12 protein-coding genes, 1 tRNA gene, 1 pseudogene and 1 riboswitch are annotated in these 14,136 nt (G+C 68.9%); of the genes and pseudogenes, 9 read left to right on the top strand and 5 right to left on the bottom strand.

Going from position 1 to position 14,136, the window contains the following annotated elements; genetic code table 11:
- Positions 1 to 12: 12 nt before the first annotated feature.
- Both H2Q94_RS24715 and H2Q94_RS24710 read right to left on the bottom strand, forming a co-directional pair.
- Entirely contained in the window at positions 13 to 627 is a 615-nt protein-coding gene (locus H2Q94_RS24715; protein WP_243789560.1) for a Pycsar system effector family protein, read from the bottom strand.
- A 340-nt stretch (positions 628 to 967) separates the two neighbouring features.
- Positions 968 to 1,558 (bottom strand): TetR/AcrR family transcriptional regulator, encoded by a 591-nt coding sequence (locus H2Q94_RS24710; protein WP_243789559.1) that lies wholly within the window; start codon positions 1,556 to 1,558, stop codon positions 968 to 970.
- 81 nt (positions 1,559 to 1,639) lie between these two features.
- Here H2Q94_RS24710 and H2Q94_RS30745 point away from each other — a divergent pair.
- Positions 1,640 to 2,209 (top strand): annotated as a pseudogene (locus H2Q94_RS30745) (alpha/beta fold hydrolase); the annotation flags it as partial.
- Between the two features lie 486 nt (positions 2,210 to 2,695).
- Here H2Q94_RS30745 and H2Q94_RS24700 read toward each other — a convergent pair.
- On the bottom strand, positions 2,696 to 3,484 hold the full coding sequence (locus H2Q94_RS24700; RefSeq protein ID WP_243789558.1) for an SDR family NAD(P)-dependent oxidoreductase: 789 nt from the start codon (positions 3,482 to 3,484) through the stop codon (positions 2,696 to 2,698).
- A 204-nt stretch (positions 3,485 to 3,688) separates the two neighbouring features.
- Between H2Q94_RS24700 and H2Q94_RS24695 the strand changes: the two genes are divergently transcribed.
- On the top strand, positions 3,689 to 4,138 hold the full coding sequence (locus H2Q94_RS24695) for a MarR family winged helix-turn-helix transcriptional regulator (RefSeq protein WP_243789557.1): 450 nt from the start codon (positions 3,689 to 3,691) through the stop codon (positions 4,136 to 4,138).
- A gap of 152 nt (positions 4,139 to 4,290) precedes the next feature.
- Here the strand turns inward: H2Q94_RS24695 and H2Q94_RS24690 are convergent, their stop codons facing one another.
- Positions 4,291 to 4,911, bottom strand: coding sequence for a class I SAM-dependent methyltransferase (locus H2Q94_RS24690; RefSeq protein WP_243789556.1), 621 nt, complete (start codon positions 4,909 to 4,911; stop codon positions 4,291 to 4,293).
- Positions 4,912 to 5,389: 478 nt separating this feature from the next.
- Complete coding sequence (gene metE, locus H2Q94_RS24685; protein WP_243789555.1) at positions 5,390 to 7,678, bottom strand: 5-methyltetrahydropteroyltriglutamate--homocysteine S-methyltransferase; 2,289 nt, start codon at positions 7,676 to 7,678, stop codon at positions 5,390 to 5,392.
- A gap of 126 nt (positions 7,679 to 7,804) precedes the next feature.
- A riboswitch (cobalamin riboswitch) is annotated at positions 7,805 to 8,043 on the bottom strand.
- A gap of 168 nt (positions 8,044 to 8,211) precedes the next feature.
- Between metE and H2Q94_RS24680 the strand changes: the two genes are divergently transcribed.
- From H2Q94_RS24680 to H2Q94_RS24650, 7 genes are all read left to right on the top strand, one after another.
- Positions 8,212 to 8,859, top strand: a complete 648-nt coding sequence (locus tag H2Q94_RS24680; protein ID WP_243789554.1) for an FG-GAP repeat domain-containing protein — start codon at positions 8,212 to 8,214, stop codon at positions 8,857 to 8,859.
- A 247-nt stretch (positions 8,860 to 9,106) separates the two neighbouring features.
- Positions 9,107 to 9,180 (top strand) — tRNA-Arg (locus H2Q94_RS24675).
- Positions 9,181 to 9,481: 301 nt separating this feature from the next.
- Positions 9,482 to 9,919 carry a DUF5994 family protein gene (locus H2Q94_RS24670; protein WP_243789553.1) on the top strand — a complete coding sequence of 146 codons (438 nt, stop codon included), beginning with the start codon at positions 9,482 to 9,484 and terminating at the stop codon, positions 9,917 to 9,919.
- Between the two features lie 67 nt (positions 9,920 to 9,986).
- Positions 9,987 to 10,151: a hypothetical protein gene (locus H2Q94_RS24665; protein WP_243789552.1), complete on the top strand. Its 165-nt coding sequence runs from the start codon at positions 9,987 to 9,989 to the stop codon at positions 10,149 to 10,151.
- On the top strand, positions 10,148 to 11,188 hold the full coding sequence (locus H2Q94_RS24660; protein ID WP_243789551.1) for a fatty acid desaturase family protein: 1,041 nt from the start codon (positions 10,148 to 10,150) through the stop codon (positions 11,186 to 11,188). Before H2Q94_RS24665 ends, H2Q94_RS24660 begins: the two co-directional genes overlap by 4 nt.
- Before the next feature lie 202 nt (positions 11,189 to 11,390).
- A complete protein-coding gene (locus H2Q94_RS24655; protein WP_243789550.1) occupies positions 11,391 to 13,433 on the top strand; it encodes a bifunctional copper resistance protein CopD/cytochrome c oxidase assembly protein in 2,043 nt (680 codons plus the stop codon).
- Positions 13,434 to 13,590: 157 nt separating this feature from the next.
- Positions 13,591 to 14,028: a single-stranded DNA-binding protein gene (locus tag H2Q94_RS24650; protein WP_243789549.1), complete on the top strand. Its 438-nt coding sequence runs from the start codon at positions 13,591 to 13,593 to the stop codon at positions 14,026 to 14,028.
- Positions 14,029 to 14,136 lie beyond the last annotated feature (108 nt).

The following is a 14,136-nucleotide window of genomic DNA, read 5'->3' as shown; positions in this document are numbered from 1 at the left end:
GGAACGGCCCGTTCAGCTTCCCGCGACGGGCAGGAACATGAGCAGTCCCGTCCACAGCAGGAAGGCCAGCAGCGCGGCGCAGAAGCAGCGCAGCGCGTTGCGCAGCCGCCGGTACTTGGTGCCCGCGATGTGCGCGAGCGTCTCCGCCTGCAGCCACGCCTGCGCGCACAGTTCCGCCGTGGTGGCCGTGTGGACGTGCGCTTCCCGCTGATGCGGGAAGGTGGGGAATGCGAACAGGTTCGGCCCGCCGGAAGGTGCGCGGGTGAGCGGCGTGAGCACTGCGGTGAGGTAGAGCAGTGCGCCCAGCGCGCCGCACAGCAGCAACGCCAGCAGCCCGAGCGAGGTGAACTTCGGCAGGCCGTCCAGCACCGCTGGGGGCGGCGTGGCCATCGCCTTGCCCGCGCCGCCGAGGCAGATGCCGAGCGCGGAGATCAACAGGCCGGCCTTGGTGTCGGCCCCGGAGATGGACGTGCGGAAGTCGCCCGCGGTGCGCAGCGCCACTTCCAGTTCCTGCTCGCGGGTGAGGTGGCTGTTCGCATCGCGTGCAACGGTGACGTGGCGGTTCGGCTCCGGTGCGGGGCACCGCCGGTCGTCGCGGTCGATCGTGGCGAGCTGCTCGCGGTGCATGGCGTTCCTCCGAGGTCCCGACTTCGTGGTGAACTCAGCTCATCACCTTCCATGCCTGAACACTGCGTCAGATTCCACAGAGCAAGAGCGCCGCACCCCACACTCGTTCGGACGAACGCCCAGCACCGGCGCGCGGCTCCGACGGGAGTGAACGGACCGTTCGTCCGATCCAGTGGGACGAACGGTCCGTTCACTCAACCCGAATCGGCGGCGCGAGGCGACGGTGCGGTGCGTCAGCCGGGGGCCGCCGGCGACGAGTTGGTGGAGTGAACGGACCGTTCGTCCAGTGGGATTGGGCGAACGGTCCGTTCACTCCGAACGATGTGGGCGCCGGCCGGGTTCAGCCGTGCAGGGCGGCGGCCAGGTGCGAGTGGGCCATGTCGGCGACGGTGCGCAGCTCCTCCAGCGGGGTCCCGGCGACGTGCAGCACCGTCAGCGACTGGTTCACCGCCGACACGTACAGCGCCAGGTCGTCGAGTTCCTTGCCGGACAGCGACTTCTCCGCCGGTCGCAGTGCCGCCCGCACCTCGGCGCGCTGCTCGTTGAGCGCGTTCCCGACGGCGTCGCGCACCGGCTCGTCGAGTTCGGCGGTTTCGGCGGCGAGCCGGGTGATCAGGCAGCCCGCGGGAACCTCCGGGTTCGCGAGGCGATCCAGCACGGCGTCGTAGAAGGCGCGGATCGCGGCGACCGGATCGTCGGGGTGCTCCCGCAGGGCTTGCGTGAGCCGGGAGCCGAACAGTTCCGCGTAGCGCTGGAGGCTCAGCCGGAACAGCTGCTCCTTGCCGCCGAAAGTGGAGTACAGCGAGCCGCGTCCGAGTCCGGTGGCGGTGAGCAGCCTGTTCAGGCTGGCCTCGGCGTAGCCGTGCTCCCAGAACACGTGCATCGCGCCGTCCAGGGCGGTGTCGACGTCGAACTGCTTGCGTCCTGCCATTCGAGCACTCCCCTCGACCATGTTTGACCGATCGTTCCAACATGGCTAGTGTAGGTCGCACCAGCCGGGTCGGCCACCAAGGTGAGCCGTCCGCTCGGCGCCGTGCGGCACCGGCCGGTCCCCTTCTTCCTTCGTCGAACACGGAGTTTCCTCGTGTCCTCATCCGAAGTCCCGCACGGCCCCGGATCAATCGAGTCCGCGCCCCGGCTCCCGGCGGGTTTCACCGACGTCTTCCACGACCACTACGCCACGGTCGACGGCCTCCGAACGCACTACCTCGCCGGTGGGCAAGGCCCGCCGCTGCTGGTGCTCGGCGGGTGGCCGCAGAACTGGTACCAGTGGCGATTCGTGCTGCCGGAGCTGGCCGAACGGTTCTCCGTCGTGGCCGTGGATCCGCGCGGCGTGAACCTGACCGACAAGCCCGCCACCGGCTATGACTCCGGGACGCTGGCGGCCGACCTGGTCGGCCTGATGCGAGCTCTGGGGCATGAGCGGTTCGCGCTCGTCGCGCACGACATCGGCGTGTGGACCGGCTACGCGCTGGCCGCGGATCACCCCGAGGTGCTGGAACGTGCCGTGCTGTGCGAGGCGATCGTGCCGGGCTTGGCCGAATCGCCGCCGCTGCTGGCCGATCGCCGGACGAGTGATCTGTTGTGGCACTTCAACTTCAATCGCGCCTTCGGCGTGAACGAGCGCCTGGTCCAGGGGCGGGAGGAGATCTACTTCGGGCACCAGTTCGCGACGAAGGCCGCGACACCGACGGCGATTCCCGAGCACGCCGTTCAGGTGTACGTCGACGCGCTTCGCGACCCTGAGGCGTTGCGGGCGAGCTTCGACTACTACCGCGCCATCGACGCGATCATCGAACAGAACCTGGTGCGCAAGAAGACGAAACTGACCTTGCCGGTGCTGACGATCGCGGGTTCCGAATCCGTCGGGGAGCTCATGGCCGACGAGATCGGCTCCGTCGCCGAGCACGTCACCAGCGTGGTGCTGCCGGGCGCCGGGCACTACGTCCCGAAGAGGACGCGCCGGGGATGCTGGACGCCATGCGTCCGTTCCTCTCCGAGTGCCGCCCGGCGTGACGCTGGACGCGGGGCGCGATCCGGTTCGCGAGCCCCGCGTCGTCCGTCGTGCTCAGGTCAGCGACGGGGCGACTCCGCCGTCGACGCGCAGCGCGGCGCCGGTGGTCGCGGAGCCCGCTTCGGAACCGGCGTAGAGCACCAGGTTCGCCACCTCTTCCGGCCGGATCAGCCGTCCCAGCAGGGAACTCGGGCGTTCCTCGGCGATGAAGCGGCGTTCGGCCTCCTCGAACGGAACGTCCGGGCCGACCCGGCTGCCGATGAACTCGGCGACGCCGGGGGTGAGCGTCGGCCCGGGCAGCACGCTGTTCACGGTGACACCGGTGCCCTTGACCTCCTGCGCCATGCCGCGCGCCACGGAGAGCTGGGCTGTCTTCGTCATCCCGTAGTGCACCATCTCGGTCGGGATGAAGATCGAGGACTCGCTGCTGATGAAGATCACTCGTCCCCAGCCGCGCTGCACCATGCGCGGTGTGTAGTGCCGGGCGAGGCGCACTCCGGACAGCACGTTGACCTCGAAGAATCGGCTCCACTCGGCGTCGCTGATCTCGAATACCGGGGTGGCGGAGAAGATCCCGGCGTTGTTCACCAGGACGTCCACGTCGGGCAGTTCGGCGAACAGCGTCTCAGCGCCCTCGGCGGTGCCGATGTCCGCGGCGATCCCGCGTACGTTGCCGCCGGTCTCGGCGCGCAGGGCGTCGACGGTTCTGTCGACTCGTTCGCGGGACCTGCCGTTGACCACGACGTCGGCTCCGGCGCGGGCGAAGCTCGCGGCGATCGCCTGGCCGATTCCGCTGGTGGAGCCGGTGACCAGCGCCGTGCGGCCGGACATGTCGGTGTTCATCGATGCTCGCTTTCCTCGTGAGGTCCCCGTCGGATGCCCATCTCAGGTCCTTCGGATGCGGAGTGCGCGGTGAAACCATGCTCGAACAGGTAGTTGCACGCGCCTGGTAAATAGTTGCAGGCGCTTGCTATCTGCGCAAGCTGCTAGGCTGAGCGGAGAGACTGAGCTCACCGGTGGCGGGGGCTCGCTGGCAGGAGGTGGCGAGTGGGTATCGCCGACGACGCGGTCGAAGTGCGCGCGCAAGGCTGGCGCACGCTCGCCGCGCTGCACGGAATGCTGGAAACCGCGCTGGAGAAGGCGCTGAGTACCGGCCACGGCCTGTCCGTCGTCGAGTACACCGTGCTCGACGCGCTCAGCCGCCAGGACGGTTGGCACATGCGGATGCAGCAGCTCAGCCGTGCCGCTGCGCTCAGCGGCAGCGCCACGACCAGGCTCGTGACCAGGCTCGAAGATCGCGGCCTGCTCGCCCGGATCCTGTGCAAGGACGACCGACGCGGCATCTACACCGAGCTCACCGACGACGGCCGCGCCCTGCTCGAGCAGGCCCGCCCCACCCACGATGCGGCACTCGAAAAGTCCCTCGCCGAGGCCGAACAGGTGCCGGAGCTCAGCGACCTCGTCGACGCCTTCCACCGCGTCACCGCCCGAGCCTGATCCGGCTGATCCGCTGAAGTGAACGGACCGTTCGTCCAAGCGCATTGGGCGAACGGTCCGTTCACTCGTTCCGGACCGCTCGGCCGGCGCGGGGGGTCGGTGGAGTGAGCGGACCGTTCGTCCAGCTGGATTGGGCGAACGGTCCGTTCACTTCAGCTGGATGCCGGCTCGGGCTTCTGCCAGGTGAGGGCGTAGCGCCAGAGCAGCAGCCGTCGGTACCGGGAGCCGGGCAGCAGGTCTCGCGCGGCATGGCGCACCTGGTCCCAGGTCATCGCCGGGTCCCGAGTGGGTAGGTCGGGAGGTTCGGTGACGCCGCCGTGGCGACGGGCGAGGATGCGGTGCGCCGGAATCGCCGCGATGTCGCACGCCCAGTCGAGTGGCGTATGGTGCCGTGCCAGGCCGATGAGCACCAGGCGTCCGCCGGGGGCGAGCAGTCGGGCCATGCCGGTGAGCGCGGAGGTGAAGTCCATGTGGTGCAGCGCGGCGACGCTGCTGATGAACCCGTATTCGCCGCCGCGCTCCTTCGCCTCGAAGTCCACGAAATCAGAGTCCACATAGGACACATTACTGAGGTTGATGCTGGCCCGCCGGGCCTCCCGGATCATCCTGCGGGAGCGGTCGATCCCCGTGACGCGGTTCGCCCGCGCCGCCAGCTTGCGCACCAGCAACCCGTCGCCGCATCCGACGTCAAGAGCCTTGCCGCATCCGTCCGGGACCGTGTCGAGCACGAGCCGGTGGTAGTGCACGTTGTGATTCCAGAACTCCCCAGCCACCGGCTCACCTTAACCGCCTGCACAGCGGCTTCCCCAGGTCGCCGTCGCCCGAGGTGATCCTTGCCGGGCATGTCCGGGCGATCGAATCTCGTTGTGGTGCAAGGGATTGCGAAGGGAGCGAACTTCGCTCCGTCGCTCGGAGTGCCGTGCCCCGGACGTTCCTGAGCGCCTGGACGGGTCGATCCATTACTCAGCCGTAGTGCAAAAGTGATCCACCCGCGGCCTCGCCGTCGGCAGCGGAGTGCGAACGGACCGTTCGTCGGGCCGGATGGAGTGAGCGGACCGTTCGTCCAGCCAGTTTGGTCGAAGGGTCCGTTCACTCGGGAACGTGACCTCTGTACGGCGTGGATGTGGGGGAGGTGGGATGGAGTGAGCGGACCGTTTGTCCAACGAGTTTGGTCGAAGGGTCCGTTCACTCCAGGCGGGGGCCGGGGGCGGTGAGCGGTGGGAAGAGCGAGCACCGCCCCCGGCTTCGAGATCAGCTGGAAGCCGGGCGCACGGCTTCCGTCGCGCTGATCACGTTCTTCAGGGCGGCCTCGACCTCCGCGTAGCCGCGGGTCTTGAGACCGCAATCCGGGTTCACCCACAGGCGTTCCGCGGGCACCGCCGCCAGCGCCGCCTTCAGCAGGTCCGTGACCCCATCGGCCTCTGGGACGCGTGGCGAGTGGATGTCGTACACGCCCGGCCCGACACCGCGTCCGAACCCGACCGCGTTGAGGTCGTCGAGCACCTCCATGCGCGAGCGGGCCGCCTCGATGCTCGTCACGTCGGCGTCGAGCGCCACGATCGCATTGATGACGTCGCCGAACTCCGAGTAGCACAGGTGGGTGTGGATCTGCGTGCTCTCGGCGATGCCGGAGGTCGCCAGGCGGAACGATTCCACCGCCCAGTCCAGGTAAGCCTGGTGCAGCGACGAACGCAGCGGCAGCAGTTCGCGCAGCGCGGGCTCATCGACCTGGATCACCCGGATGCCCGCGTTCTCCAAGTCCTTGACCTCGTCCCGGATGGCGAGCGCGACCTGCCGCGCCGTGTCGCCCAACGGCTGGTCGTCGCGCACGAACGACCAGGCGAGGATGGTGACGGGGCCGGTCAGCATGCCCTTCACGGGCTTCTCGGTGAGCTTCTGCGCGTATTTCGCCCACTCGACCGTGATCGGCTCGGGCCGGGACACGTCGCCGAACAGGATCGGCGGGCGCACGCAGCGGGAGCCGTAGGACTGGACCCAGCCGTTGTGGGTGCTGACGAACCCGTCCATGTACTCGGAGAAGTACTGCACCATGTCGTTGCGTTCCGGTTCGCCGTGCACCAGCACGTCGAGTCCCAGGTCTTCCTGCAACCGGATGACGCGTTCGATCTCGTCCCGCATCCGCTGCTTGTAGGTGGCCTGGTCGATGCTGCCGGAACGCAGCGCCGCGCGGGCCTTGCGCACGTCGGTGGTCTGCGGGAACGAGCCGATGGTGGTCGTCGGCAGCGGCGGCAGGCGCAGGGATTTCTGCTGCGCCGCAAGGCGTTTCGCGTAGTCCCCGCGTTGGGCGTGCTCCGGTTTGAGCGAGGTGAGCCGCGCCTGCACCCGGTTGTTGCGCACTCGTTCCGCACCTGCGCGGTCCGTGATGCGTGCGCGCGCGTCGTCGAGTTCCGCGGACACCGACTCGCGGCCCTGGTGCAGCGCCCGGTCCAGGGTCACGACCTCGCCGACCTTCTGCGCGGCGAATGCGAGCCAGGACTTCACCTGCGGGTCGATGTCGGTTTCGGCTTCGACGTCGTAGGGCACGTGCAGCAGCGAGCACGAGGTGCTGACCGAGACCTCACCGGCCAGGCCCAGCAGCGTCGCCGCCTTCTTCAACGCCTTGTCCAGGTCGGTGCGCCAGATGTTGCGGCCGTCGACGAGCCCGGCGACCAGCGTCTTGTCGCGCAGCGCCGAGATCGACGGCAGTTCGTCCACCGTGTGCTGCCCGGCGACGAGGTCCACGCCCAGCGCGTCGATGGGAGCCGAGGCCAGCACGCCCAGCGCGTCACCGAGATCCCCGAAGTACGAGGCGACGAGGATCTTCGGCCGCTCCGTCAGCTCACCGAGTTTGCGGTAGGCGGTGCGCAGCGCGTCCAGGTCGGCCTGGGAGCGGTCGGCAGTGAAAGCGGGTTCGTCGAGCTGCACCCACTCGACGCCGGCCCGGTGCAGTTCGCCGAGCAGTTCCGCGTACGCGGCCACCAGATCGTCGACCTTGTCCAGTGGGCGGAACGACTCCGGGGCGCCGTCCCGCGGCTTCGACAGCAGCAGGAACGTCAGCGGCCCGACCACGACCGGGCGGGTCGTGATGCCCAGTTCGGCGGCCTCGTTGTACTGGTCCACGACCGTCTGGTCGGTCAGCCGGAATTCGGTTTCCGGGCCGATCTCCGGGACGATGTAGTGGTAGTTCGTGTCGAACCACTTCGTCATTTCCAGCGGTGGCGCCGATTCCACGCCGCGCGCCATCGCGAAGTAGGTGTCCAGTGGGTTCAGGCCCAGTTCGGCGAACCGGGCGGGTACCGCGCCGAAGGTGACGGCGGCGTCGAGCACCTGGTCGTAGTACGAAAACGTGTTTCCCGGCACCGAGTCCAGCCCGGCGTCGCGCAGCGACCGCCACGTGTCGGTGCGCAGCGTGCGCGCGACTTCGCGCAGCTCCGGTTCACCGATGCGGGACTTCCAGTAGTTCTCCAGTGCCCGCTTGAGTTCCCGGTTCGGTCCGATCCTGGGAAATCCGAGCACGGTGGATCCGATTGTGCTGGTCAACGCTCTCTCCTCGCGAGCTGGACAACAGTTCTGCGAGGTCGAGCAGGAGGTGATCGGCACACGTCGCCCTTGTGGCGACTCGTCGACCAGGTCCTCCCGCGGGACCTCGCAACAGCACGCGTCGCGTGGACGCGTGCACCGGCGGCAGGTCTTCGGACTCGCGGGCTCTTCCCGGCCTAGCCGGGGGTTCCTACTGGCCGTCGCTTCCCGAGCGTGCGCTCAGTGCTGTGACCGGTCGTGGACCAGTGACGGCGTTCGTTCCCACTCACCGCTGCGGGGCAGTCCCGGATTCGCACCGGGTTCCCTCTTGCCTCGCACCGCGCCGCTTTCGCAGAGCTGTGCGAACCACCAGCACTTCGGAGGCTACTTGCTTCTGGCCGGAAGACAAGGCCTTGACGTCCAGGTCACCCAGCGTGCACACGACTGCGTTTTCGGCTTCGGAGGCAACCTGCGGCGCGGTGGAGCGTCATCTGAACAGGGGAGGGGAGGGGCGCTCAGGCCTTGCCGAGCACGTCGATTCGAGAGGAAACACTGTGGGGAAGAACGGAATTCGAGCAGGTGTGGGCATCGGTGCGCTGGCCTTCGCGATGGCGCTGGTCCCGGCGGGAATCGCTGCCGCGGATTCGAGTCAGCAGTCCACATTGGATCTTGATGGAAACGGAACACTCGACTCTGCAAGGCTTTCCGCTGTCGGGGACGGATCACAGCAGGTTATTCAGTTCACAGTAGACGGACGCACCACTGAGGCGACGCTGACCGGGGACGCCTACGCGGGCACGCGGCCCATGCGAGTCCTGGACGTCAACAACGACGGCAGGCAGGAACTGCTGGTCACCGAGTCCGTCGGGGCGAACACCGAGTGGTTCGGCATCTGGGATCTGGGGGCCGACGGTGCTCCGAGGGAGCTGACCACGCAGGACGGCGCACCGCTCAAGATCAACGAAGGTGGGGGTGTGGCCGCGCGGCTCGGATACGAGTGCGGACCGGCCGGATCGGACGGTCGCGTGCTGATCACCCTCGCCGCCTCCAACGAGAGCCAGGCTCCGGAGCCCGCCTACGACGGCAAGCGCATCGCTCATGACGTGCGCGACGGCGTGGCGGCCCCGGTCGACGAGTACCCGTTCGCCGGCGTCGGCCAGGACGACCCGGTGTTGGACGTGGCGCCCGATTCCTGCGCGTGACCGGACCGCCGGGGCCGCTGCGTCGAACTCGGCGCAGCGGCCCCGGCGCGGGTTTTCCGGCCGTGTCACCGTGATTCCTTTGTGATCATTCGAGGGTGTGGGCGGCCGCTTCCGGCTCGGTCATGGCGCCGAGTTGTCGATCAGCTTGCCGTTCGATACCGGCTCTGCAACGCCGACGGCGTCGGTACCACTGTCGACGGAGTGGACGGTTACCCTGCTTCCTGCAGCTCACGTGAGCAATGCACAAGCCCTCGTAGCTCAGCTGGACAGAGCAAAGGACTTCTAATCCTTAGGTCGCAGGTTCGAGTCCTGCCGGGGGCGCCTTTTCACTGGTCGCCGGGGGCGGGGAGCAACCTCGACCAAGATCACCTCCGGACCTTACCCCGGCTCCGCGCGGTAGTCGCACCTAGTGGCCGGAAGCCGCCGGATTACCCGGGATCCGGCGAAGGGGCGTAGGATCAGGGTACCGGAGGCGTTCGACTATCCGCGGTTTCGCGGGTGCCGCTTCGGGCGCACCACGATTGTCCGGCCCGTTCGGGCTTGGGACGGGAGCGCCGAGATGACCTCGGTTCAGCCTGATTCAACATTCGCAGCACACCGAACTTCCGCGCCGCGCCTGCGGATGAAGGCGGCCGACGCCGCTCCTGGCCGGTTCGACGGCGGCTGGTGGCCCGGCTCCGCGGAGCCGGTGATCGAGTTCACCGAACTGGCGGTCGCGCTCGGCGACGCGGTCGGACCGATCAGCCGCGTGTCCTACCACCTCGCGACGTGGGGTGCGATGGACCGAAAAATGACCATCGGAGGCCGGCTGGTGCGGTTCGAGGGCTTCCGGGCGATGGATCCGCGCACCGTCGTGGTGATCGGCGCGGACGGTCGGCGGGTGAGCCTGCTGGTCGCGCCACCGGGCACCACCGAGGACGCGGCCGACACGACTAGTTCGGCGGCCGGGCTCTCGGGCGTCGAAGACGCAGTCGCGCTGGTGCCGCTCCCGCAGGGGGCGGACGCCAGGGCGGAACAGCGGTGGGAAGCCGAAGGCGGCCGGGTGGCCGCCGTCCGCTGAGCGGAGCCGGCACGCCCCACCGGAGACCGGCCGTCGGCCGGTCCACCCGAAGACATGAGGAGTTTCATTGACTAGTACCTACACCCGTTCGTCCACCGCCGACGGCGTTGAGCCCGCGGTGTTCAGCCACCCCGAGGACCAGCATCCCCCCACCCGCCCGGTCGCGGGCGGGCGCACCGATCGCCACTCCCGGGACATCCGCTTCTCCGAGCCGACCACTGCGGGACGATGAGCGAAGCGCCGTCGAGCACCGGGCAACGCACCGGTAGCGAGTTCGCAGAGCTGTCCCGCGAGGTCCGCGAGGCGGGACTGCTGCAGCGCAGGCGCGGCTACTACGGATTGAAGATCACCGGAAACCTGCTGGCGTTCGCGGGCCTGTGGACGGCGTTCGCCTTCCTCGGCGACACCTGGTGGCAACTCGTCATCGCGGCGCTGCTGGCGGTCGTGTTCGCGCAGCTCGCCTTCATCGGCCACGACGCGGGGCACAAGCAGATCTTCCGGACTCGGCGCCCCAACGACGTGGTCGGCACGGCGCACGGCGGACTGGTCGGCATGAACTTCCAGCAGTGGGTCAGCGGGCACAACCGCCACCACGCCAACCCGAACCACGAGGAGCACGATCCGGACTTGGACGTGCCCGCCGTCGTGTTCACCGGAGCGCAGGCCCGCCTGCGGACCGGTTTCCTCCGTTGGATGGCCAAGTACCAGGCGGTGCTGTTCTTCCCGCTGCTCACGCTCGAAGGGTTGAACCTGCACGTCTCCGGGATCCGGTCGGTGCTGAGCGGGGAGACGAAGCGTCGCCGAGTCGAAGGCGCGGTGCTGGCCGCGCACGTCGTGCTGTACCTCGCGGCGGTGTTCCTGGTGCTCTCGCCCGGTCTCGCCGTCGTGTTCATCCTCGTGCACCAGGCGCTGTGGGGCGTGTACATGGGTTGCGCGTTCGCGCCCAACCACAAGGGCATGCCGACCATGACCGGAGAAAAGGTCGACTTCATGCGCAGGCAGGTGCTGACGTCGCGCAACATCCGTGGTGGGCCGATCACCGATTTCGTCCTCGGCGGGCTGAACTACCAGATCGAGCACCACCTGTTCCCGAACATGCCCCGGCCGCACCTGCGCCGAGCGCAGCCCATCGTGGAGCGGTTCTGCGCCGTGCACGGCATCTCGTACACCCAAGCCGGAGTCGTGCAGTCCTACCGCCACGTGCTGCGGCACTTGCACGAGATGGGGGCTCCGCTGCGGGCCGCCGACCGGGCGAGGAGCTCTGTTTGATGAACCCGCCGGTGCCGTGGCGAAACCTCCCGCCCGCGACGCCGGGTGGTGCGCGAGCAGGAGCCGGGTCGTGGCGCCGCCTGCGGTGACGGCGCCGGTTCCGCTCGAAGCGATGTCCCCGATCGACGTGGGAACCTGTGCGGGACGGCCGTCACGCCGAACCCGAAACCGCAGGTCAGAGAGCGGACGTTAGGCTCGTCGCGTGGCTTCTGAGACCGTTCCGCCCGACCCGCGCACCAGGTCCACCACCGTCGGGATCCTGGTCGTCACGGCCGGGATCCTCGCCGCGGTGGTGGCGGCGGCGCTCACCGCGATGTCGGCGAGCGATGCCTACGCCGCCATCGGACTGCCCGACCCGGGGACGGTGACCAGCCTCGGGCTTCCGGTCGTTCGGGTGCTCGCCGAGGCCGGTGCGGTCATTTGCATCGGATCGTTGCTGCTGGCGTCGTTCGGCATTCCCGCGCGACGGTCCGGGCCGCTGCTCGCCGACGGCTACGCCGCGGTGCGCACCGCAGGCTGGGCCGCTGCGGTGTGGTGCGTCGGTGCCGCGTTGCTCGTGCCGTTCACGGCGGCCGATGCCACCGGCCGCCCGATCCACGAAGTGCTCAACACGGAGGTGCTGTTCGGGCTCGTCGATGCTTTGGAAGAGGCCAAGGCGTGGCTGCTCACTGCCGTGATCGCGCTGGTGCTCGTAGTGGCCTGCCGGGTGGTGCTGTCCTGGGGCTGGGCGGTCGTGCTGTTCGCGGTCTCGCTGCTCGGCCTGTTCCCGGTGATCGCCACCGGGCACTCGGCCAGCGGCGGTGCCCACGACATCGCGACGAACAGCCTGCTGTTCCACCTCTTCTCGGCCACGTTGTGGGTCGGTGGGCTGGTGGCGCTGCTCGCGCACCTGGCGCGCAACGGCGCGCACGCGGGTCTGGTGGCGCGGCGGTTCTCCCGGATCGCCTTGGTCTGCTGGATCGTCATGGCCGTGTCCGGTGTCCTGAACTCCTTCGTGCGGGTTCCGCCGGATCAGCTGGTCACGACGACCTACGGGGTGCTGGTCCTGGTCAAGATCGGGCTGCTGGCCGTGCTCGGCGTCATCGCCTACTTCCAGCGGGAGCGGGCCGTGCGGCGCGTCGAGGAGGGCGCGGACACCCTGCTGCGGCTCGGTGCCATCGAAGTGCTGACGATGTTCGCGACCATCGGGGTCGCCGTCGCGCTCGGGCGCACTCCGCCGCCTGCGGAGCTCGGTGCGGTTCCGGACCGGACCGAGTTGCTGATCGGCTATCCGCTGGACGGGGCGCCGACGGCCATGAAATTGATCTTCGATGGCCGGTTCGACCTGGTATTCGGGACGTTGTCGATCGTGCTCGCCGGGTTGTACCTCTACGGCGTGCACGTGCTGCGCCGCCGCGGGGACCAGTGGCCGGTGGGCCGGACCATCGCCTGGCTGTGCGGCTGCGCCAGCATCCTGTTCGCCACGTCCTCGGGCATGGGCCGGTACGCGCCCGCGATGTTCAGCGTGCACATGGGCCAGCACATGGTGTTGTCCATGCTCGCGCCGGTGCTGCTGGTGCTGGCGGGGCCGACGTCGCTGGCGCTGCGGACGCTGCGGCCCGCGGCGAAGGGGGAGCCGCCGGGTGCGCGGGAGTGGCTGCTGGCATTCCTGCACTCGCCGCTGACCCGGTGGCTGACCAATCCGTTCGTGGCGCTGGCGTTGTTCGTCGGATCGTTCTGGGCGCTGTACTTCTCCGGCCTGTTCGACGCCGCGTTGCCGCAGCACTGGGCGCATCTGCTGATGAACGCGCATTTCCTGTTGGTGGGTTACGTCTTCTACTGGCCGGTGATCGGCATCGACCCCGCACCGCGGTCGATGCCCTCGCTGGCGAAGGTCGGGATGGTGTTCGCTTCGATGCCGTTCCACGCGTTCTTCGGCATCACCTTGATGATGTCGAACAACGTGATCGGGTCGGACTTCTACCGAGGTCTTTCGTTGCCCTGGGCGCAGGATCTGCTGGCGGATCAGAACCTCGGCGGCGGGCTCGCGTGGGCGTCCGGCGAGGTGCCGCTGGTGGTCGTGATGCTGGCGCTGCTGATCCAGTGGTCGCGCGCCGATGAGCGGGAGGCGCGGCGCTACGACCGCAGGGCCGCCGCCGACGGGGACGCGGATTTGGCCGCCTACAACGAGATGCTGCGGCGGCTCTCCGGCGGCGATGCCGCCGGGTCGGGGTCGTCAGGCTCCCAATCTCGCGCTGATGGGTGACCCTCGGAGGGGGAGTCAGGCCCGATTTTCGCCGCAGTTGTCCACAAGCGCTCGATCTGTCCACAGATTGTGATCGCGGGGTAGCGCGGAGTGATCGGCGCCGCGCAATCTGGAGTCGGGCCGAGGGACGGCTCCGATGCGCCGAAGGGTGGCCGTGATGTTCGAGACGACCGTGGCAGTGGTGGGAACCGTGCTCTCCGAGCCGAGGATCCGGGAGACGCCCGGTGGTGAGCGAGTCGTCAGCTTCCGGCTGGCGGGCAATTCCCGGCGCTACGACAAGGAAGCCGAGAAGTGGGTGGACGGCGACCGCTTGATCGTCACCGTCCACTGCTGGCGGCGGGTGGCCGACGGAGTGATCGGCGTGGTGGGCAAAACCACTCCGGTGCTCGTATCCGGACGCTTGTACACCCGTGAGTACGAATCAGCGGGCGGCTGGCGCACTTCGGTCGAGGTGGAGGCCGCGGCGGTCGGACTGGATCTGGCGCGGGGCAACCGCATTCCCGGAGCCGCCGACCGCCTCGCCGCGGAACTCGACGCCGTCAAGGGCGTCTCCGGGGTGGATCAGCATCGGCGGGCGGCGGCGCGGAGCGGGTGACCCGAGCGGAGCGCTTCGGGTCGGTGACCAGCGGTGAAGCCGGGAGAGTCCGGGGCGTGCACCGTCATCGGGGTGGCAATCGACGGCGGTGCACGGGCCGACACGGGT

The sequence above is a fragment of the Saccharopolyspora gloriosae genome, assembly GCF_022828475.1.
Classification (GTDB): Bacteria; Actinomycetota; Actinomycetes; order Mycobacteriales; family Pseudonocardiaceae; genus Saccharopolyspora_C; species Saccharopolyspora_C gloriosae_A.
The sequence above is the reverse complement of the archived record's forward strand: the minus strand, read 5'-3'. Positions and strand labels throughout refer to the sequence as shown.